20 protein-coding genes are annotated in these 18,999 nt (G+C 64.8%); 16 read left to right on the forward strand and 4 right to left on the reverse strand.

Annotated elements, in window-relative coordinates; all coding sequences use genetic code 11:
* Positions 1-16 precede the first annotated feature (16 nt).
* From odhB to lpdA, 4 genes are read left to right on the forward strand one after another with little or no spacing between them, the layout of a single operon-like run.
* Positions 17-1,294, forward strand: a complete 1,278-nt coding sequence (gene odhB / locus D3242_RS08195) for a 2-oxoglutarate dehydrogenase complex dihydrolipoyllysine-residue succinyltransferase (protein WP_019862034.1) — start codon at positions 17-19, stop codon at positions 1,292-1,294.
* Between the two features lie 38 nt (positions 1,295-1,332).
* On the forward strand, positions 1,333-1,839 hold the full coding sequence (locus tag D3242_RS08200; protein WP_223217838.1) for a hypothetical protein: 507 nt from the start codon (positions 1,333-1,335) through the stop codon (positions 1,837-1,839).
* On the forward strand, positions 1,836-2,591 hold the full coding sequence (locus D3242_RS08205) for an SDR family oxidoreductase (RefSeq protein WP_019862032.1): 756 nt from the start codon (positions 1,836-1,838) through the stop codon (positions 2,589-2,591). The genes D3242_RS08200 and D3242_RS08205 overlap by 4 nt, the downstream gene beginning before the upstream one ends.
* Positions 2,592-2,614: 23 nt before the next feature.
* On the forward strand, positions 2,615-4,021 hold the full coding sequence (gene lpdA, locus D3242_RS08210) for a dihydrolipoyl dehydrogenase (protein ID WP_019862031.1): 1,407 nt from the start codon (positions 2,615-2,617) through the stop codon (positions 4,019-4,021).
* A 495-nt stretch (positions 4,022-4,516) separates the two neighbouring features.
* Here lpdA and D3242_RS08220 read toward each other — a convergent pair whose 3' ends face one another.
* Positions 4,517-5,584 (reverse strand): TraB/GumN family protein, encoded by a 1,068-nt coding sequence (locus D3242_RS08220; protein WP_019862030.1) that lies wholly within the window; start codon positions 5,582-5,584, stop codon positions 4,517-4,519.
* Between the two features lie 61 nt (positions 5,585-5,645).
* Positions 5,646-6,584, reverse strand: a complete 939-nt coding sequence (locus D3242_RS08225) for a tyrosine recombinase XerC (RefSeq protein WP_064981746.1) — start codon at positions 6,582-6,584, stop codon at positions 5,646-5,648.
* A 96-nt stretch (positions 6,585-6,680) separates the two neighbouring features.
* Between D3242_RS08225 and rimM the strand changes: the two genes are divergently transcribed.
* Both rimM and trmD read left to right on the forward strand, forming a co-directional pair.
* Positions 6,681-7,280 (forward strand): ribosome maturation factor RimM, encoded by a 600-nt coding sequence (gene rimM / locus D3242_RS08230; RefSeq protein WP_038650557.1) that lies wholly within the window; start codon positions 6,681-6,683, stop codon positions 7,278-7,280.
* Positions 7,277-7,975, forward strand: coding sequence for a tRNA (guanosine(37)-N1)-methyltransferase TrmD (gene trmD / locus D3242_RS08235; protein ID WP_064981478.1), 699 nt, complete (start codon positions 7,277-7,279; stop codon positions 7,973-7,975). Before rimM ends, trmD begins: the two co-directional genes overlap by 4 nt.
* Here trmD and D3242_RS08240 read toward each other — a convergent pair.
* Positions 7,957-8,709 (reverse strand): sulfite exporter TauE/SafE family protein, encoded by a 753-nt coding sequence (locus D3242_RS08240; protein ID WP_064981476.1) that lies wholly within the window; start codon positions 8,707-8,709, stop codon positions 7,957-7,959. The genes trmD and D3242_RS08240 overlap by 19 nt on opposite strands.
* Positions 8,710-9,035: 326 nt before the next feature.
* On the opposite strand from D3242_RS08240, the gene rplS reads away from it, so the two are divergent.
* From rplS to D3242_RS08295, 9 genes are all read left to right on the forward strand, one after another.
* Positions 9,036-9,581, forward strand: a complete 546-nt coding sequence (rplS, locus tag D3242_RS08250; RefSeq protein ID WP_019862024.1) for a 50S ribosomal protein L19 — start codon at positions 9,036-9,038, stop codon at positions 9,579-9,581.
* Positions 9,582-9,738: 157 nt separating this feature from the next.
* Positions 9,739-10,152 (forward strand): organic hydroperoxide resistance protein, encoded by a 414-nt coding sequence (locus D3242_RS08255; RefSeq protein WP_064981474.1) that lies wholly within the window; start codon positions 9,739-9,741, stop codon positions 10,150-10,152.
* Complete coding sequence (locus tag D3242_RS08260; RefSeq protein ID WP_064981472.1) at positions 10,149-10,685, forward strand: MarR family winged helix-turn-helix transcriptional regulator; 537 nt, start codon at positions 10,149-10,151, stop codon at positions 10,683-10,685. Before D3242_RS08255 ends, D3242_RS08260 begins: the two co-directional genes overlap by 4 nt.
* A gap of 157 nt (positions 10,686-10,842) precedes the next feature.
* Complete coding sequence (locus D3242_RS08265; RefSeq protein WP_019862020.1) at positions 10,843-11,640, forward strand: basic amino acid ABC transporter substrate-binding protein; 798 nt, start codon at positions 10,843-10,845, stop codon at positions 11,638-11,640.
* A 273-nt stretch (positions 11,641-11,913) separates the two neighbouring features.
* Positions 11,914-12,723: an amino acid ABC transporter permease gene (locus tag D3242_RS08270; RefSeq protein WP_038650549.1), complete on the forward strand. Its 810-nt coding sequence runs from the start codon at positions 11,914-11,916 to the stop codon at positions 12,721-12,723.
* Between the two features lie 50 nt (positions 12,724-12,773).
* Positions 12,774-13,409 (forward strand): class I SAM-dependent DNA methyltransferase, encoded by a 636-nt coding sequence (locus D3242_RS08275; RefSeq protein ID WP_019862018.1) that lies wholly within the window; start codon positions 12,774-12,776, stop codon positions 13,407-13,409.
* A 275-nt stretch (positions 13,410-13,684) separates the two neighbouring features.
* The gene (gene leuC, locus D3242_RS08285) at positions 13,685-15,094 is read left to right on the forward strand and encodes a 3-isopropylmalate dehydratase large subunit (protein WP_019862016.1); all 1,410 of its coding nucleotides are present in this window, start codon (positions 13,685-13,687) and stop codon (positions 15,092-15,094) included.
* Between the two features lie 165 nt (positions 15,095-15,259).
* On the forward strand, positions 15,260-16,456 hold the full coding sequence (locus tag D3242_RS08290) for a GGDEF domain-containing protein (protein WP_038650542.1): 1,197 nt from the start codon (positions 15,260-15,262) through the stop codon (positions 16,454-16,456).
* Between the two features lie 73 nt (positions 16,457-16,529).
* On the forward strand, positions 16,530-17,741 hold the full coding sequence (locus D3242_RS08295; RefSeq protein WP_064981470.1) for a GGDEF domain-containing protein: 1,212 nt from the start codon (positions 16,530-16,532) through the stop codon (positions 17,739-17,741).
* A gap of 61 nt (positions 17,742-17,802) precedes the next feature.
* On the opposite strand, the gene D3242_RS08300 is transcribed toward D3242_RS08295, so the two are convergent.
* Positions 17,803-18,165 (reverse strand): hypothetical protein, encoded by a 363-nt coding sequence (locus D3242_RS08300; protein ID WP_019862012.1) that lies wholly within the window; start codon positions 18,163-18,165, stop codon positions 17,803-17,805.
* Positions 18,166-18,333: 168 nt separating this feature from the next.
* Between D3242_RS08300 and D3242_RS08305 the strand changes: the two genes are divergently transcribed.
* On the forward strand, positions 18,334-18,957 hold the full coding sequence (locus tag D3242_RS08305) for a hypothetical protein (protein WP_317452347.1): 624 nt from the start codon (positions 18,334-18,336) through the stop codon (positions 18,955-18,957).
* Positions 18,958-18,999 lie beyond the last annotated feature (42 nt).

The raw sequence follows: 18,999 nt of genomic DNA on the forward strand, positions 1-18,999 counted from the left end.
AGAACGGACAGGCACAATGGCTACCGAAATCCGCGTTCCCACTCTCGGCGAATCCGTCACCGAGGCGACCATCGGCAAATGGTTCAAGAAGGTCGGCGATGCCATTGCCGTCGACGAGCCGCTGGTCGAGCTTGAAACCGACAAGGTGACGGTGGAAGTTCCGGCGGCCGCCGCCGGCACGCTGGGCGAAATCGTCGCCAAGGAAGGCGAGACGGTGGGTGTCGGCGCTTTGTTGGGTTCGATCTCGGCAGGCGGCGCCGCCGCGCCGGCGACCAAGCCGCAGGCGGTTTCGCAGGCCTCGTCGCCGGATGCGGCTTCGACCAGCAAGCAGGCCGCGGCCGAGACCGCCAAGATCGCCGGCGATGGCGGCGCGGTCGAGCCGCGCAGCATGCCGCCGGCGCCGGCAGCCGCAAAACTGATCGCCGAGAACAATCTGTCGGTCGACCAGCTGTCCGGTTCGGGCAAGCGTGGCCAGGTGCTGAAGGGCGACGTGCTCGACGCCATCGCCAAGGGCGCGCCGTCGCAGCCGGCCGAGACGCCCAGGGCGGCGCCGGCACCGATTGCCGTGCGTGCGCCATCTTCCGGTGACGATGCCTCGCGCGAAGAGCGCGTGCGCATGACCAAATTGCGCCAGACCATCGCGCGCCGGCTCAAGGAAGCGCAGTCGACCGCGGCGATGCTGACCACCTTCAACGAGGTCGACATGTCGGCGGTGATGGCGCTGCGGACCAAGTACAAGGACGTGTTCGAGAAGAAGCACGGCGTGAAGTTGGGCTTCATGGGCTTCTTCACCAAGGCCGTCACGCACGCGCTGAAGGAAATCCCGGCGGTCAATGCCGAGATCGACGGCACCGACATCATCTACAAGAACTTTGCCCATGTCGGCGTCGCCGTCGGCACCGAGAAGGGCCTCGTCGTGCCGGTCGTGCGCGACGCCGACCAGATGTCGATCGCCGAGATCGAGAAGGAAATCGGCCGGCTCGGCATCGCCGCGCGCGATGGCAAGCTGTCGGTCGCCGACATGCAGGGCGGCACGTTCACCATCTCCAATGGCGGCGTCTATGGTTCGCTGATGTCGACGCCGATCCTCAACGCGCCGCAGTCGGGCATTCTGGGCATGCACAAGATCCAGGACCGGCCTGTCGTGGTCGGCGGCCAGATCGTAATCCGGCCGATGATGTATCTGGCGCTGAGCTACGATCACCGCATCGTCGACGGCAAGGAAGCGGTCACCTTCCTGGTGCGCGTCAAGGAAAGCCTGGAGGATCCGGAACGGCTGGTGCTCGATCTCTGAGGCGGTCGGATGGCAGCTCGCGGCAGAGGCGGCCAATGATGGCCCGTTTGCTTGGGTCTGCCAAACTAGCTGTGCTTATGGCCGGCATGGCGCTGGCTCCCGCAACCGCCCATGCCGCCTGCCCGATCGAACTCGCCGTCTATGGCGATGCGCAAAGCGGCAGCGAGATCGATTTTACCCCGACCGGCACCTCCGCCACCGTCACCAACACGTTCCGCATGATCCTCGACAACAATGTGGTGCTGAACGGCATCGTCATGTGGACCGAGGGCGTAGCACGGCCGAACGGCGCGCTGATGTTCAAATGCCCGGAGGGCGACACCACCGGCGCCGAGCTCGCCGCCTGTACCCCCTGGCACGGCGTCATCTACACGTCTGACGACAAGGGCAGCATCGGGCTCTTGCCGGCAGAAGGCGTCGAGGCGCCGAAGACGCTGATCCTGCCGGATCTCGGTCCGATGCTGCGTCAGTCGTCGGCCTATGGCGGCAACGGCTTCTCGAAAGTGCCGTCGGACGTTTTTACGTTGAAGGGATGCCAGGAATGAGCGAAGCGCAGAAGGTCCTGCTGGTCACCGGCGGCAGCCGTGGCATCGGCGCCGCCATCTGCCGGCTTGGCGCGAAGGCCGGCTATCGCGTCGCGGTCAACTATGCCTCCAACAAGGCTGCCGCCGACGCGCTGGTCAGCGACATCAAGGCTGCCGGCGGTGATGCTTTCGCGGTCAAGGGCGATGTCGGCAGCGAGGCCGATATCCTCTCGATCTTCGAGGCCGTCGACCGCACCCATGGCCGGCTCGACGCCTTCGTCAACAATGCCGGCATCGTCGACGCCAAGGCGCGCGTCGACGAAATGAGCGCGGCACGGCTCGAGCGCATGATGCGCATCAATGTCGTCGGTTCGATCCTGTGCGCCCGTGAGGCGGTCAAGCGCATGTCGACGCGCCATGGCGGCAACGGCGGAGCGATCGTCAACATTTCCTCGGCGGCGGCGGTGCTGGGCGCGCCGGACAATTATGTCGACTATGCCGCCTCCAAGGGCGCCATCGACACGTTCACCATCGGGCTCGCCCGCGAGGTGGCGCTGGAAGGCATCCGCGTCAACGCGGTGCGGCCGGGCATCATCGACACCGACATCCATGCTTCCGGCGGACAGCCGGACCGGGTGGCGCTGATCCAGGACACGCTGCCGATGAAAAGAGCCGGCACCGCCGATGAAGTCGCGGGTGCGGTTCTCTATCTTCTATCCGATGCCGCGTCCTATACGACGGGCGCGATCCTGAACGTTAGCGGCGGCCGCTGAGCGCCAAGCAAAGGGAAACAAACATGGCTTATGACGTCGTTATCATCGGATCGGGACCCGGCGGCTATGTCTGCGCCATCAAGGCGGCGCAGCTCGGTCTGAAGGTGGCGGTGGTCGAGAAGAACGCCACCTTCGGTGGCACCTGCCTCAACATCGGCTGCATCCCGTCCAAGGCGCTGCTTCATGCCTCCGAAATGTTCGCCGAGGCCGGCCATTCCTTCGACACGCTGGGTGTCGAGATACCAGCGCCGAAGCTCAACCTGAAGAAGATGATGGCGCACAAGGATGCGACGGTGTCGTCCAACGTCAACGGCGTCGCCTTCCTGTTCAAGAAGAACAAGATCGACAGTTTCCGCGGCACCGGCAAGGTGGTCGCGGCAGGCAAGGTGTCGGTGACGGGCGAGGACGGCAAGGTCGAGGAGGTCGAGACCAAGAACATCGTCATCGCCACCGGTTCCGATGTCGCCGGCATTCCCGGCGTCAAGGTTGATTTCGACGAGAAAATCATCGTGTCGTCGACCGGCGCGCTGTCGCTGGACAAGGTTCCCGGCCACCTCGTGGTGGTCGGTGGCGGCGTCATCGGCCTCGAGCTCGGCTCGGTCTGGGCGCGGCTCGGCGCCAAGGTCACCGTGGTCGAGTTCCTCGACACGATCCTCGGCGGCATGGACGGCGAGGTCTCCAAACAGTTCCAGCGGCTGCTGTCCAAGCAAGGCTTCGAGTTCAAGCTCGGCGCCAAGGTCACCGGCGTCGCCAAGGCGAAGAAAGGCGCAACCGTCACCTTCGAGCCGGCCAAGGGCGGCGCCGCCGAGACCGTCGCGGCCGATGTCGTGCTGATCGCCACCGGGCGCCGCGCCTATGCCGACAGTCTTGGGCTGAAAGAGGCGGGGGTCGAGGTCGACGAGCGCGGCCGCGTCAAGACCGACGGGCACCTGCGGACCAACGTGCCGGGCATCTATGCCATCGGCGACGTCATCGCCGGGCCGATGCTGGCGCACAAGGCCGAGGACGAGGGTGTCGCGGTGGCCGAAACCATCGCCGGCCAGGCCGGCCATGTGAACTACGAGGTCATTCCGAGCGTCGTCTACACCAGCCCGGAAATCGCCTCGGTCGGCAAGACCGAGGAAGAACTGAAGAAGGCCGGCATCGACTACAAGGTCGGCAAATTCCCGTTCAGCGCCAATGGCCGCGCACGCGCCATGCTGCACACGGACGGCTTCGTGAAGATCCTCGCCGACAAGGCCAGCGACCGCGTGCTCGGCGTGCACATTGTCGGCTTCGGCGCCGGCGAGATGATCCACGAAGCGGCTGTGCTGATGGAGTTCGGCGGCTCGTCGGAAGATCTCGCCCGCACCTGCCACGCGCATCCGACAATGTCGGAAGCGGTGAAGGAGGCGGCGCTGGCCACCTTCTTCAAGCCGATCCATATCTAAGGGCGCCCGACCCTTCGACCGCGCGAAACAAACAAAACGGCCCGCCTTTCGACGGGCCGTTCGTATCTTGATGTCTAGCCGATCAGTTGGCCGGTGCCGGAGCGGGTGCTGGCGCAGGCGCAGGCGCCGGAGCGGGCGCAGGAGCCGGTGCTGGCGCCGGAGCTGGCGCGGGAGCCGGAGCTGGCGCTGGGGCCGGAGCTGGCGCAGGAGCCGGTGTGCTGGCCGCTGGCGCTTCGGCGGGTGCCGGATGCTCGCCGCTTCTGCCGAAAACGTAATACGCGACAATCGCCAGGATAACGACGACCAGAGCAATCAGCCAGGGGCTGCCGCCGCCACCGCCGCTTGGCCTGTCGTTGGATGGATTCGCCATAAAAGTGTCCTCCGTGGATGAAAATGATCAATCAACAGCCATCAACGTGCAACCGTTGAATGGGTTTCACGCTAGGGAAGGAAAGCGCCGAAAACGCGGCGTTTGGCCTCCCACTGCCATCCGACTCAATTGACGGCGGTGACAGTATAGCCGGCTTTGCGGAAATCCTCGACCAGTCCCTCGGGACCGGGCAGGTGGAGCGCGCCGACCGCCATGAAGGCATTGCCCCTGGCCAGGATCGGTCCGGCATGATCGACCATCACCTTGTTGCGGCTGGTGATCATGGTTTCCTCGAAGGCGGCATAGCCCGAGGGGTCGTTCTGCTCGTCCGGCATGGCGGCGCGGAACAATGGCCAGAACATGCCGGTGTCGCCTCGCTGGTAGAGCACGATCATGGTCTCGTTGATGTCATTGACCTTGTCGCCGAGCTTCAGCGTGTCGACCAGGCCCTTCATGTGGAAGGCAAGCGGCAGCGAGGCCATGGCGCGTAGCTGGCTCTCGGCCGTTTCCAGACCTTCCACCGGCTTGCCGGCCGCCTTGGCGCTCTCGGCCAGCTTGACGTCGAGCACCGGTGCTCCGCCGGACTGGCGGGCGAGTTCGCAGGCCGGCAGCGCCATCATCGCCGACAGCATCCACGGCTTCATCTTGGCGACGGTTGCCGGCGGGATGCCGCGCGCGTCGAGCGCTGCATTCATCGCCGCCGCTTCGTCCGGCTTCAGCAAGGATGACAGCGTCGTGGAGTCGGTGAACATCATCAGATCCGGCTCCTTCAGCATCGCCGTCATCATCTTCTGCTTGTCGAGCACATCGGTGGTTTCGATGATGAGGGTGCCGGCGGCGTCAAAGGCCTTCTGTGCTTCCGGCGGCAACGTTGTGACGCGCGGGTCGGTCATGTGCATGGTGCCGAACAGATAGGATGGCTGTTCTCCCGATTTCTCAAGCTTCCACAGCAGGCCCTTGCCATTCAGCGTGGCGGCGGCTTCCGCCTCGATCTTGCTGTAGGTGGCAGGGCTGCTCTTCTGCAGGGCCGACAGCATGTCGGCGCCGCTGCAGGTCGGGACGTCCGCATGCGCCCTGCCGGCCGCGAACAGCAGCACGGCAAGGAAGGACAGGAAAAACAGCACGTTGAGTGCGACAAGCAGCTTCAGCGAGATGGAAGCTGCACGGTCGGCGATGGCAATGACGCGTTTCATGGCCCCTTTCTAAGGGGGAAAAGCGGCAAAACGGTTAATTGGTAGGTCGAAATTGAAGGGTTCACGCCCTTGGATGGGCCGATTCGTAGATTTCAAGCAGCCTTGCGGTGTCGACGCCGGTGTAGATCTGCGTCGTCGACAGGCTCGCATGGCCAAGCAGCTCCTGGATGGTGCGCAGATCGCCGCCGCGGCCAAGCAGATGGGTGGCGAAGGAGTGGCGCAGCGCGTGCGGCGTCGCGGTGTCGGGCAGGTTGAGCGCCGAACGCAGTTTGGCCATGTCGCGCTGGATGATGGCCGGATTGAGCGGGCCGCCGCGCGCGCCGCGAAACAACAGGCCTTTGGGATCGAGATGATAGGGGCAGAGCCGGCGGTATTCGGCGATTGCTCTGAGCGCCACCGGCAGCACCGGCACCAGCCGCGTCTTGCCGCCCTTGCCGGTGACGCGCAGCACTGTGTCGGCCTCGGACGCCAGATCGGCGCCGGCGAGGCCGAGCGCTTCGGAAATGCGCAGCCCCGAGCCGTAGAGCAGCGTTAGCACGGCGGCGTTGCGGGCGGCGATCCAGGGCTCTTCGGCCAGCTGGCCTTCGACCGACACGACCTGTTTGGCGTCGCTCGCCGTCAGCGGTTTTGGCAGCGATTTGGGCTGGCGCGGCGCGCGCAGCGCGGCGGCGCCGGCGGCGTTGACCAGGCCACGGCGTTCGAGGAAACGCAGCAGCGAGCGGATGCCGGCCAGGCCTCGGCCCAGCGTGCGGGCGCCGGCGCCGGCGTTGCGGCGGGCGGCGAGAAAGCCGCGCAGGTCGGCCGGGCGCAGATTGGCGATGTCCGAGATGCCGGGCGAGCCACCACAATGGCCGGTCAGGAAATGCAGGAACTGGCGCGTGTCGCGCTCATAGGCTTCCACTGTCTCGGGCGACAGCCGACGTTCACGCGCGAGCATCTTCAGCCAGCTTTCACGCGCCGCCTGGAGATCGGGTTTCGCCGGGATGAGGAATTCCTGCATGGCGGCATTTTCCTGCATCCGGGTTAGGAAGCGGTGAAGAGCCCGTCATTGAAATGACAGCCGCGTGGGGTTAGAGCAGGCCAAAGGATATTCGCGATGAGCAAGCCGCAAAACCCTGTCCAGATGGCCGTGATCGGCGCCGCCCATGGCATCAAGGGCGAACTCAGGGTGAAGACCTTCACCGGCGATCCGATGGCGCTGGCCGATTATGGGCCGCTCTATGCCAGGGACGGCCGCGCCTTCCAGATCACAGACATAAGGCCGGCCAACACCGTCGTCGTGGTGCGTTTCAAGGGCATCAGCGACCGCAATGCCGCCGAAGCGCTCGCCGGTACGGAGCTTTTCGTCGACCGCTCTGTGCTGCCGGACGATGGCGAGGAGGATGAATTCTACCATGCCGACCTGGTTGGACTGGAGGTTCGCGACGACACCGGCACTGCGCTTGGCAAGGTGGTTGCCGTGCATAATTTCGGCGGCGGCGACATTCTCGACGTGACGCTCGCCGGCCGCAAGGGCGTGCTGATCCCATTCACCCAGGCCGCCGTGCCTGATGTGTCGATCGCCGAGGGCTTTGTCCGCGTCGACCCGGTGGCGGCCGGGCTGGTCGAGGACGAGGATGACGATGCGCCGCGCGAGGAAGACTTCGACCCGAAGGGCAGGCCGCGCGGACCGCGCGACGCCGGGGGCAACCGGTGACATTCAAGGCCTCGGTGCTGACGCTCTACCCCGAGATGTTCCCGGGCGCGCTTGGCCTGTCGCTGGCGGGCCGCGCGCTCGAGGCCGGCACCTGGTCGCTGGAGGCGATCCAGATCCGCGACTTCGCCACCGACAAGCACCGCACCGTCGACGACACGCCGGCCGGCGGCGGCGCCGGCATGGTGATGCGCGCCGATATATTGGCCAAGGCGATCGACCATGCCTCGCCGCCGGGCGATGCGCGTCCGCGCCTTTTGATGAGCCCGCGCGGCAAACCGCTGACCCAGGCGCGGGTGCGCGAGCTTGCCGCCGGGCCGGGCGCCGTCATCCTGTGCGGCCGCTTCGAGGGCGTCGACCAGCGGCTGATCGACGCGCGCGGCCTGGAAGAGGTGTCGATCGGCGATTTTATCCTCTCCGGCGGCGAGCCGGCGGCGCTCGTGCTGCTCGACGCGGTGGTGCGGCTGCTGCCCGGCGTGATGGGCAATGCGGTGTCCGGCGAGGAAGAAAGTTTTGAAAACGGCCTGCTCGAACATCCGCACTACACAAGGCCGCAGGAGTTCGAGGGGCGCGCGATTCCCGAAGTGCTGATCTCCGGCAATCACAAGAAGATCGCTGCATGGCGGCGGGCGGAGTCCGAGCGGCTGACCAGCGAGAGGCGGCCGGACCTTCTCGGCGCTCACCCCTTGGTAAAATAATAAAACGCCAGAAACAGGCCGACGGCGACGACGAAGCCGCGCACCACGTTCTGCGGCACGCGCTTGGCGATCCACACGCCGGCATAACCGCCGAGCGCGCCGCCCGGGATCATGACGATCGCCTGCGGCCAGGCAACGACGCCACCCGAGACGAAGACGATGATCGCCACCGCGGCAACGACCACGGCCAGCATGTTCTTCAGCGCGTTCAGCCGGTGGTAGTCGCCGGCCTGCGTCAGGCCGAGCGTCGCCAGCATCATCACGCCCATGCCGGCGCCGAAGAAGCCGCCATAGATGGCGGTGACGAACTGCGCCAGCGAACCGGCGAGCGAGCCGACCGCCGCCTCATGGCCGGGTTTTGGTGTTGGCTTCAGCCACGGCCCGGCGGCAAACAGGGCGGTTGCGCCCAAGAGCAGCCACGGCACCATGACGCGGAAGGAAGGGTTGGACAGTGCCAGAAGGATGAAGGCGCCGGCCAGCGCACCGGCCGCCGAGATCAGGCAAAGCACCAGGGCACCGCGCCAGAAGTGCCTGATATCGGTCCAGTAGGCGAGCGTCGAGGTGATGTAGCCCGGGAACTGCGTGACCGAGGAGGTGGCGTTGGCGACGATCGGCGGCACGCCGACCAGTGTCATGGCGCCGAAGGTGATGAAGGTGCCGCCGCCGGCGACCGCATTGGCGGTGCCGGAGAGGAAGCCCGCCAGGAACAGCAGGATGGCGTCGAAGACAGACATGGAATGCCGCCGCGGAAAACTCTGTTATGTCAGGCTTAGAAAGGCCTGAGGGCCGGCGCAACCCGGCACGAAGCGATTACGATGGTGCCATGCCGGCAAAAAAGACTCGTGCGCGGGCGTGACAAAGCGCCGAAATAGCTGTATGTCGCCGCCGAACCGGAAGAAGAATCTGCCGGACCCGTCAACAATGACGGTGTAGTCGCCCCTGTCCGATGTCTTGCAGACGAATGTCTCGGAGGCAAAGGACATAGCCGAGCGGTCAATGGAACTGCAAGGCGAGTGTCGGACGCTCTGACTGTCGGAAGAACAAGAAGTGGATTATTGAGATGGATCTCATCCGTCAGCTCGAGGCCGAGCAGGCCGCCAAGATCGAAGCCAAGCGCAAGCTCCCCGAATTCCAGCCCGGCGACACCGTGCGCGTCCAGGTCCGTGTGACCGAAGGCACCCGCACCCGCGTCCAGGCCTATGAAGGCGTCGTCATCGCCCGCGCCGGTTCCGGCTTCCAGGAAAATTTCACCGTCCGCAAGATCTCCTATGGCGAAGGCGTCGAGCGCGTTTTCCCGGTGTTCTCGCCGATGGTCGAGGGCGTCGAGATCGTTCGCCGCGGCAAGGTGCGTCGCGCCAAGCTCTATTACCTGCGCGACCGTCGCGGCAAGTCGGCCCGTATCTCGGAAAACACCGGCGTGCGCGCCCGCAAGCTCAACGATGAGGAGCGCGACGCGCTGAACGCCGAAAAGGCCCGCATCGAGGCCGAGAAGGTCGCAGCCGCCCAGGCGCTGGCGGCCGAGACGGCCGCCAAGGAAGCCGCCGAGAAGAAGGCCGCCGCCGAGGCTGAGGCAGCCAAGGCCGCCGAGGCGACCCCGGCCGAATAAGGCTTTCGGAAATCCCATTAAAAAAAGGCGGCTTCGGCCGCCTTTTTTCGTTTCACCAGACTGTGAACGCTTCCGGCCCTCGAAACAGGATCAGGCTGTTGACGGTATATTATCTTGTGTACTAAATAATCGTGCACAAGATAATTGGAGATTTGAAATGGCACTCTACGCCACACAGGCTCACGTCACCGGCGGCCGCGCCGGCCATGGCGAGACCAGCGACGGCCTGCTCAAGGTCGATCTGGCGATGCCCAAGGAACTCGGCGGGCCGGGTGGCGCGACCAATCCCGAGCAGCTTTTCGCCGTCGGCTACGCCGCCTGCTTCGAAAGCGCCATCCGCTTCATCGCGCGCAAACAGAAGCTGCCGCTCACGGATGCCGGGGTAACCTCCACCGTCAGCCTGCTTCCCAATGGCGAGGGCTTCAAGCTCGGTGTCGCGCTCGCGGCGCAGACGAAAGGCCTTGATCAGGCGGCCGCGGAAGCGCTTGTATCGGAAGCGCACAATATCTGCCCCTATTCGAACGCCATCCGGGGCAATGTCGAGGTGGCGCTTTCGGTAAAGGCGGCATGACGGGAAAGACCATAAAGAGCCCCAGAGACGTCCCGGCGGCGGCCGCCGGGACAGTGGGGGTTCCGCGACTCCATCAGCAACTCTGCTTCGCGCTCTATTCGGCGAGCGGGCTGATGACCAAACTCTATCGGCCGTTGCTCGATCCGCTCGGGCTGACTTATCCGCAATATCTGGTCATGCTGGCGCTATGGGAGCACGCGCCGAGCACTGTGGGCGCGCTTGGCGAGGCGCTGGGCCTCGATTCCGCGACGCTGACGCCGCTGCTCAAGCGGATGGAGGCGGGCGGGCTCGTCACCCGCCGGCGCGATGCCGCCGATGAGCGCTGCGTGCTGGTCGAGCCGACGGCCAAGGGCCAGGCTCTGAGTGCGCGAGCGCAGGATGTGTCCGCGGCGCTTGCCTGCAGCGTGCCGCTCCAACCTGGTGAAGCAAAAGCGCTGCACGCGACGCTCACCCATCTCGTTGCCGACTTGCGCAACGCCGTGGTGGAAGACGCCTCGGCGGATGCGGAGGCGCTGGTTTCCGGTTCGAGATAGCCAGATTATCCCGAAATCCCTGAATTGAGGGCATCCGAATCCCTTTTCGCGCGCGCTGAAGCAGCGGTCCGTCTTGCATGACGCAAGCGGAAAGCTAAAGTCGGCCCGGATTTCCTGTAAGCCCATCCGGGCGCCTTCAATTTTCCGGGAGTGTGTCATGACCAAATCGAAACTGCTGCTGTCCGGCCTGCTGGCCCTCGTGCTGGCGCCTGTTGCCGCCTTCGCGCAGGCGCTGCCCGATCTCGGCGGCAGACAAGTGGTGGTGGTGACCGAAAACGCCTATCCGCCGCTGCAGTTCATCGATCCCAAGACGGGCAAGCAGATCGGCTGGGAATATGACGCGATGAACGAAATCGCCAAGCGGCTCAATTTCAAGGTCGAGTACCAGAACACCTCCTGGGACGCGATGATCCAGGCGGTTTCCGACAAGCAGTACAACATCGGCATGACCGGCATCACCATCAAGGATGACCGCAAGGAGAAGGTCGACTTCTCCGATCCCTATATGCGCTCGGAGCAGTTCATGCTGGTGCGCGGCGATGAAAGCCGCTTCACCGACGCCAAGACCTTCGGCGCTTTCAAGGACGGGCTGATCGGTGCGCAACCCGGCACCACGCCCTTCTACACCGCCGTCTACAGCGTGCTCGACGGCAATGAGCAGAACCCGCGCATCAAACTGTTCGAGACTTTTGGCGCCACGGTGCAGGCGCTGAAATCGGGCGACGTCGATGTCGTGCTGACCGACGGCACCGCCGGCAAGGGCTATGTCGATGCTTCCGAAGGCAAGCTCAAGCTGATCGGCGGCCCGCTCGGCACCGAGGACTTTGGCTTCATCTTCCCGAAGGGATCGGACCTGGTGAAGCCGGTCAACGCCGCGATCGCGGCGTTGAAGGCGGACGGCACGCTCGATGCGCTGAACAAGAAGTGGTTTCTCGACTACAAGATGGGGCAGTAGTCGTTGGCGCGCGTGCTTGCTGACGATGGTGCGCCGCAAATCGCGCTGACCCTGCGCCAGGGCACCCCTCTCTGTCCTGCCGGACATCTCCCCCTCAAAGGGGGGAGATCAGCAGCTTCAGCGCCGGCAGCAGTTTTACGACGTCGGGGATTGGCGAAAGTCGAGACAATATCCAAATCCAATCTCCCCCCTGAGGGGGAGATGCCCGGCAGGGCAGAGGGGGGTGGCTTGCCGCGATCCTCCGACAATCCTTGCGCTGCCACGCTCGCCTGAATGGTACCGTCCTCTTCCGCCAAGTCCGAATTCCCCTGGTGGCTTGCCGCTGCCGCCGTGCTTGCACTTGCGGCGGCCCTGTTCATCGCGGCCAGCGATCTCTATGCCCAGGTCTTCGCCACGGTCGCCAAGGGCATCGGCATCACCGTCTTCGTCACCGTCATCGCCTTCGCCATGGCGTCGATCATCGGTCTCGGGGTTGCGCTGATGGGCTTGTCGGGCTCGCCTTGGCTTCGGCAGATCGCCCGCTTCTATGTCGAGATCATCCGCGGCGTGCCGATCCTGGTGCTGTTGTTCTGGATCGCCTTTGCCGGCGCGCCGGCCTTCGTCGCGGCCTGGAACGCGTTGACCGCGCCGCTGCAAAGTGCCGGCTATCTCGGTGAGCTCCTGGTGCGCGACGTGTCGCTGTTGTGGCGCGCCATCATGGCGCTGACCATCGGCTACTCCGCCTTCATCTCGGAGGTCTTCCGCGCCGGCATCCAGGCAGTCGAGAAGGGCCAGATCGAGGCGGCCAAGGCGCTTGGGCTGAGCCGTGCGCAACGCTTCCGGCTGATCGTCTTTCCGCAGGCGATCCGCACCATCTTGCCGCCGCTCGGCAATGATTTCGTCGCTTTGGTCAAGGATTCCTCGCTGGTATCGGTGCTCGGCGTCGCCGACATCACCCAGATGGGCAAGATCTATGCCGCCGGCTCGTTCCGCTTCTTCGAGACCTATTCGATCGTGGCCTATATCTATCTCATCCTCACCGTCGGCCTGTCGCTGGCGCTCAGGGCGCTGGAGCGGCGCCTGCGCCGCCAGCACGAGGAATAGTCTTTGGGCCGAGACAGGGTTACGATCCTGTCGACATCGAGGGAGGTCTCATGATTGCCGACAAGGCCAATGCGGCGCTGGATTCCGTCTATGGCGCCGACACGCCTGAAACGCTGGCGCAGGCCTATGCCGCCTGGGCCGCGACCTATGACAGCGAGACCGCCTCGCTCGGCTATCTCCTGCCGTTCCTCATCACCGCCTGGGTGGCACGCCATGTTCCGGCTGGCGAAGGGCCGCTGCTCGACGCCGGCTGCGGCACCGGCCTGTCGGGGCCGTCGCTGAAGGCGCTGGGCTATGGCGACATTGCCGGGCTGGATCTCTCGGACGACATGCTCAAGATCGCCGGCAGCCGCAACGCCTATGGCGAGCTGAAACAGGCGATGCTGGGCGGACCGCTGCCCTGGCCGGACGGGCATTTCCGCGCCTTCTTCTCCACCGGCGTGTTCACCATCAGCCACGCGCCGGCATCGGGCCTGCACGAATTGGTGCGCATCACCAAGAAGGGCGGCCACGCCATCTTCACCGTGCGCGACCAGGTGTTCGAGAGCGGCGGTTTTCAGGCGGTGTTCGATGAACTCACGCAGGCGAAGAAATGGCGGCTGGTCGAGCAAAGCCCATGGTTCCGTTGCTATGCCATCGCCGAGCCCGATGCGCTGGTGAAGACGTTTGTCTTCGAGGTGATGTGAGTGGTGCCACCTCCCCAAGAGGGGGTAGGGAAAGTCGCACCGCCACGCCGCAATTGCCGAAGAGCCAAAACATTGGTATGAGCCACGCCATGGAAGAGCTTTTTGGCGATCCGGCCTACAAGGGGTTCGTGCTGCAGGACAGAAAACGCCTGCCGTCGCGCTTCTCCGCGCGCGTCTGCGGCGCCCTGACCAGCCGACTTAGCTAGACTGCTTTCGCCGGGCCAAGGCTTGCGGCGTTACACTCTTCCCATTCTCATATCGACGGATTTACGCACATGAGCGCACCGCGCACCCTCTACGACAAGATTTTCGACGACCACGTCGTCGACCGCCAGGACGACGGCACCTGCCTGCTCTATATCGACCGGCACCTCGTCCATGAAGTGACCAGCCCGCAGGCCTTCGAAGGCCTGCGCCTGAGCGGCAGAAAAGTCCGGCATCCGGAAAAGACGCTGGCCGTGGTCGATCACAATGTCTCGACCTCGCCCGAGCGCAAGTTCGGCATCAAGAACGAGGAAAGCCGCATCCAGGTCGAGGCGCTGGCCAAGAACGCCAAGGACTTTGGCGTCGAATATTATTCCGAGAACGATATCCGCCAGGGCATCGTCCACATCATCGGCCCCGAGCAGGGCTTTACGCTGCCCGGCATGACCATCGTCTGCGGCGACAGCCATACCTCGACGCATGGCGCGTTCGGCGCGCTGGCGCACGGCATCGGCACGTCGGAAGTCGAGCATGTGCTGGCGACGCAGACGCTGATCCAGCGCAAGGCCAAGAACATGCTGGTGCGCGTCGACGGCCAGCTGCCGGAAGGCGTTACCGCCAAGGACATCATCCTCGCCATCATCGGCGAGATCGGCACCGCCGGCGGCACCGGCTATGTCATCGAATATGCCGGCGAGGCGATCCGCTCGCTGTCGATGGAAGGCCGCATGACGATCTGCAACATGTCGATCGAGGGCGGCGCGCGCGCCGGCCTGATCGCTGCCGACGAGACGACCTTCGCCTATGTCAAGGACAAGCCGCGCGCGCCGAAGGGCGCGGCCTGGGACGCCGCGCTCGCCTACTGGAAGACGCTGCAGTCCGACGAAGGCGCGCATTTCGACAAGGTGATCGTGCTCGACGCGGCCAAGCTGCCGCCGATCGTCTCCTGGGGCTCCTCGCCCGAGGATGTCGTTTCCGTGCAAGGCATCGTGCCGAACCCGGACGATATCGCCGACGAGAACAAGCGCACCTCCAAGCAGCGCGCGCTCGACTATATGGGCCTGACGCCGGGCACCAAGATCACCGACATCGCGCTCGACCGCGTCTTCATCGGTTCCTGCACCAATGGCCGCATCGAGGATCTGCGCGCCGCCGCCAAGGTAATCGAGGGCAAGACCGTCAATCCGCGCGTCAACGCCATGATCGTGCCGGGCTCCGGCCTGGTCAAGGAACAGGCGGAAGCCGAGGGTCTGGACAAGATCTTCCGCGCCGCCGGTTTCGACTGGCGCGAGCCGGGTTGCTCGATGTGCCTTGCCATGAACGACGACCGGCTGAAGCCGCATGAACGCTGCGCCTCGACCTCGAACCGCAATTTCGAGGGAAGGCAAGGCTTCAAGGGCCGCACCCATCTGGTGTCGCCGGCCATGGCGGCGGCGGCGGCGATCGCCGGCCACTTCGTCGACATCCGCGACTGGAAATAACCTCCGGTCCACACATTCCGATGATTGCCGGACCCCGGAACCGCAATGCGGTTCCGGGGTCTTTTTTCATTCGCGCGGTCCGCATATTCGTCCGGGCTTAACCGCTTGTTTGGGCTTGCGCCCTATGGTCTTCCCTCACGTCACGCGAGGGGAAGTCACCGTCCTTTGGACACCGGCCTGTTGATAGCGCTGCTCAATCCGACGATCGCGCTGGCCCTCGGCGCGGCCTTCCTCGTGCTATGGGCCTATCAGCGTCACCGGCCCTATCTGGCCGTGCTGGCGCTCAGCTATTGTGTTTCGGCGCCCGGCTTTCTGTTCCAGTATTTCACCTTGCCCATCGGCATGGTGCTGACCAAGCTGGTGTCCAACATCTGCTTCGCCATCGCCGGCTGCTGCCTGTCGAGCGCCATCGTCGCCCGTTATGGCCGCAAGGTGCCCTATGTGGCGATCGGCGTGCTGGCCGGTGGTGGGCTGGCCTCGTTCTGCTGGTTCCTCTTCGTCGCGCCTGATCTCACCTGGCGTATCCTGGCGATGAATTTCGCCTTCGGCGGCCTCAGCCTTCTGGTCGCCGCCGAACTCAGGCCGGTGCGCAACAATGGCCCGACCGAGAAGATCCTGTTCGTGCTGTCGCTGCTGTCGGGCCTCAACTTCTTCGTGCGAACCCTCGTCGTCGTCATCGCGCACGGGCCGTTCACAAGCTATGACGGATTCTACAACTCGTCCTACTGGACGACGGCGCTGCTGTCGCATGCGCTGCTGTCGCTGCTGATCGCGCTTTGCCTGTTCACCGCCGCGGCCCTCGACGTGATGAAGGCGCTGAAGGCCGAGACGCATACCGATCCGCTTTCCGGCCTGCTCAACCGGCGCGGCTTCGAGGAGCGCGCGGCCCAGCTTCTGCGACACTGCGCAATGGCCAGGTTCCCGGTGGCGCTGGTGCTGGCCGACCTCGATCATTTCAAGGCGCTCAATGATGTGCACGGGCATGCCGCCGGCGATCGGGTGATCGCCGATTTCGCCGCCAAGCTCCGGTCGGCCACCGGCGCGCGCGGCGCTGCCGGGCGCATCGGCGGCGAGGAATTCGCCGTGCTTCTGCCGCTCAGCGATCTCGCCGCCGCGCGGCTGTTCGCCGAGGCTGTGCGCACGCTCTACTCGGCAGGCGGCGTCGACGGGCTTCCCGCCGGCACCAAGGTCACCGCCAGTTTCGGCGTGGCGGCCCGCAGCGGCGAGGAAGCGCTGGAGCCGTTGATGCGGCGTGCCGACGAGGCGCTCTACAAGGCCAAGAAAAACGGCCGCGACAGCGTGCGCCTGTCGTACGAACGGCCCGAAACGCTGTTCGTGCCGGAGCCGTCCAAGGCCGGCTGAAGCCGTACGTCCCAGCACACGTTAACGTCTTTTTCGCCCGTCGGTGTTAGGTGACACACGGGGTGCGAAAGAGATGAGCGGCGCGAACTTCATCCTGTTGATCAATCTGTCGGTTGCCGGCCTGCTGGCAGCATCCTTCATGGCGGTCGCGTTTCATGATGTCGGCCGCGCTCCGGCGCGCTGGTTTGCTTCTGGCTATGTGCTGGGCATGGTCTACTCGGCGATCGAATTCAGCATTCCCGCCTTCACCGATGCCCGGCTGCCGGTGGTCACCGCCTTCGCGGTTTTCCTGGGCGCAACAATAGCCTTCAACGTCGGACTGGCCCGCAAATACGGCGTCGCGCCGCCATGGTCGCCGATGCTGTTCTTCCTGGTCGCCGCCACCATCGTCGTCTATTTCGTACAAGACCTGCCGCGCCAGTCGCTGGTCCGCATGATGGCCTACCAGCTCCCCTATGCCGTCATGCAATTCGTCGGATTGGCCATCGTCTGGTCGTCCAGGCAAAGGCGCGGCCGGCTCGATCGCATCCTGATGGCGGTGCTCGCCGCCAGCGCTGTGCAGTTCGCCTCAAAGCCGTTCATCGCGCATGCGCTTGGCGGCTGGGGCGCCAATCCGCAGGCCTATCTGCAAAGCAGCTACGCGCTGGTGTCGCAATCGCTCGGCACCGTCTTTGCCCTGGCCATGGCGCTGCTGACGCTGGCCATCCTGGTCCGCGATGTGTTGGCCGAAGTGACGTCGAGATCGGAGACCGATACGCTTTCGCGACTGCTCAATCGCGGTGCCTTCACGCGCCAGGCCGAGCAGGCCGTGCTTGGCGCCATGCGGCAAGGCATGCCGGTCGCGCTGGTCATCGCCGATCTCGATCATTTCAAGAGCATCAACGACAATTTCGGCCATGCCTCCGGCGACCGGGTGATCGAGACCTTTGCCGGTTCCCTGCGCGAAGCCGCCGCCGGGCACCATGTCGCGGGCCGCATCGGCGGGGAGGAATTCGCCATCATCCTGCCGGGAACCAATCTGGCCGCCGCCCGGCTGTTCGCCGAGGGCACGCGCAGCGCGTTCGGCGCGCTGCGCATCGACGGGCTGCCCGCGGACATCAGCTGCACGGCGAGTTTCGGGGTTGCCGAACTTCATCCCGGTGAAACCACCGCCGATCTCATGCGGCGCGCCGACGAGGCGCTCTACCTGGCGAAGAATGCGGGGCGCGACTGCGTCCGTGTCTCGGCCGGGCCGGGAGGCGAGTGGTCGTCCAGCGCAATCGTCATCAATTCCAGATCAGCATGACGTTGGTCGAATCGTCATCCTGATCCACCTCTTCGCCGTTTCCGTGAAACAGTGAAACGCTCTAGCGGCAGGGGCTGAGTTCCGGCATCTCGCCGTCGGAAAGCCCGTACATGTAGCTGCGGCCTTTGACGAAGACCGGCGGCCGGTAGCAATCGCTATAGCCTGAAATCTCGTCGGATTCATTCTGGTAGATCACCTTGGGCTGGCCGGCGCTGGTGTAGTCGGCCAGCTTCTTGGCCAGCTTGCCTTCGCCGACGATGATGCGCTTGTAGCCGGCGGCGCTGTCGATGACGAGATTGCCGAAGGAATCGGCGTAGACGCGATCCTGGTGGCGCCCATTGGCCAGCGTGGGCGTCGCCAGGCTGGCGAGCGAAACCGCTACCATAAGCGCCGAGAGGCGTGATCTGCTTGAGTTCGAACGCATGGCGTCTTCCTGATGGTTAGAGGCCAAAGCGCGTCGCGACGCGCTTTTTGATTTCTTGTCTGGATGCATGTCGTTGCCCCAAAACCGCTGACGCACTTTTGGGCGACATGCATGGCTCCTCGAATCAGAAATTAACCTTTTCTTAACCTTTGTTAAGAGGCCGGCGCGTTGCGCGGCGATGTCTCGTCAAACATGGTTAATTTCCGACTGGAGGGAAAACCCGATAGCCATCATTCGGCCATGCTTGGCGGCACCATCGCGGCCGGCATCGAATGGACCCAAAGGCAGCCTCGGGGCAACCTTGATCTTGGTGCAACATCGTGGCTAGTCTGCCGCGCGGGAGGACAGCATATGGCGCTACGCCGGACGGTTTGGGTGTCCGTTTTCCCGTTGCTTGCCGTCGTTGCGGCCTGTGTGCAGCAGGATGGCGCGCCGAAAGCGGCCAATGTCGTCCCGCCCGCGCCGGCACAGCAGTCCATCGCAGCCGCGGCTCGCCCGGCATCCGCGCCTCCGGCACCGGCAACCAAGATCACCACCGATCTCACCGCGCCGCGATCCACAGTGGGTACGGCAACCTATGGATGCGGCAATGGCAGCACGATCACCATTCAGAATCTCGGCTCGTTGTTGCGTGTGATCGAGCCGAATGGCACGACCGAAGAGTTTGCGGCGTCGCCCGCCAACCAGTCCAGCCGCTACCAGGAAGCCGCCACGCATAACGCAATCGTGATCGACGGGCGTGAGGCGCTGGTGATGAAGAGGGGCTCGACGCCGCAGACCTGCAGGCGCTAGGCCGCACGGCCAGGAAGTCGCTTATGCTGCACTGCAGCGATA

It is taken from the genome of Mesorhizobium jarvisii, from assembly GCF_003601985.1.
In the GTDB taxonomy this organism is placed as follows: domain Bacteria; phylum Pseudomonadota; class Alphaproteobacteria; order Rhizobiales; family Rhizobiaceae; genus Mesorhizobium; species Mesorhizobium jarvisii.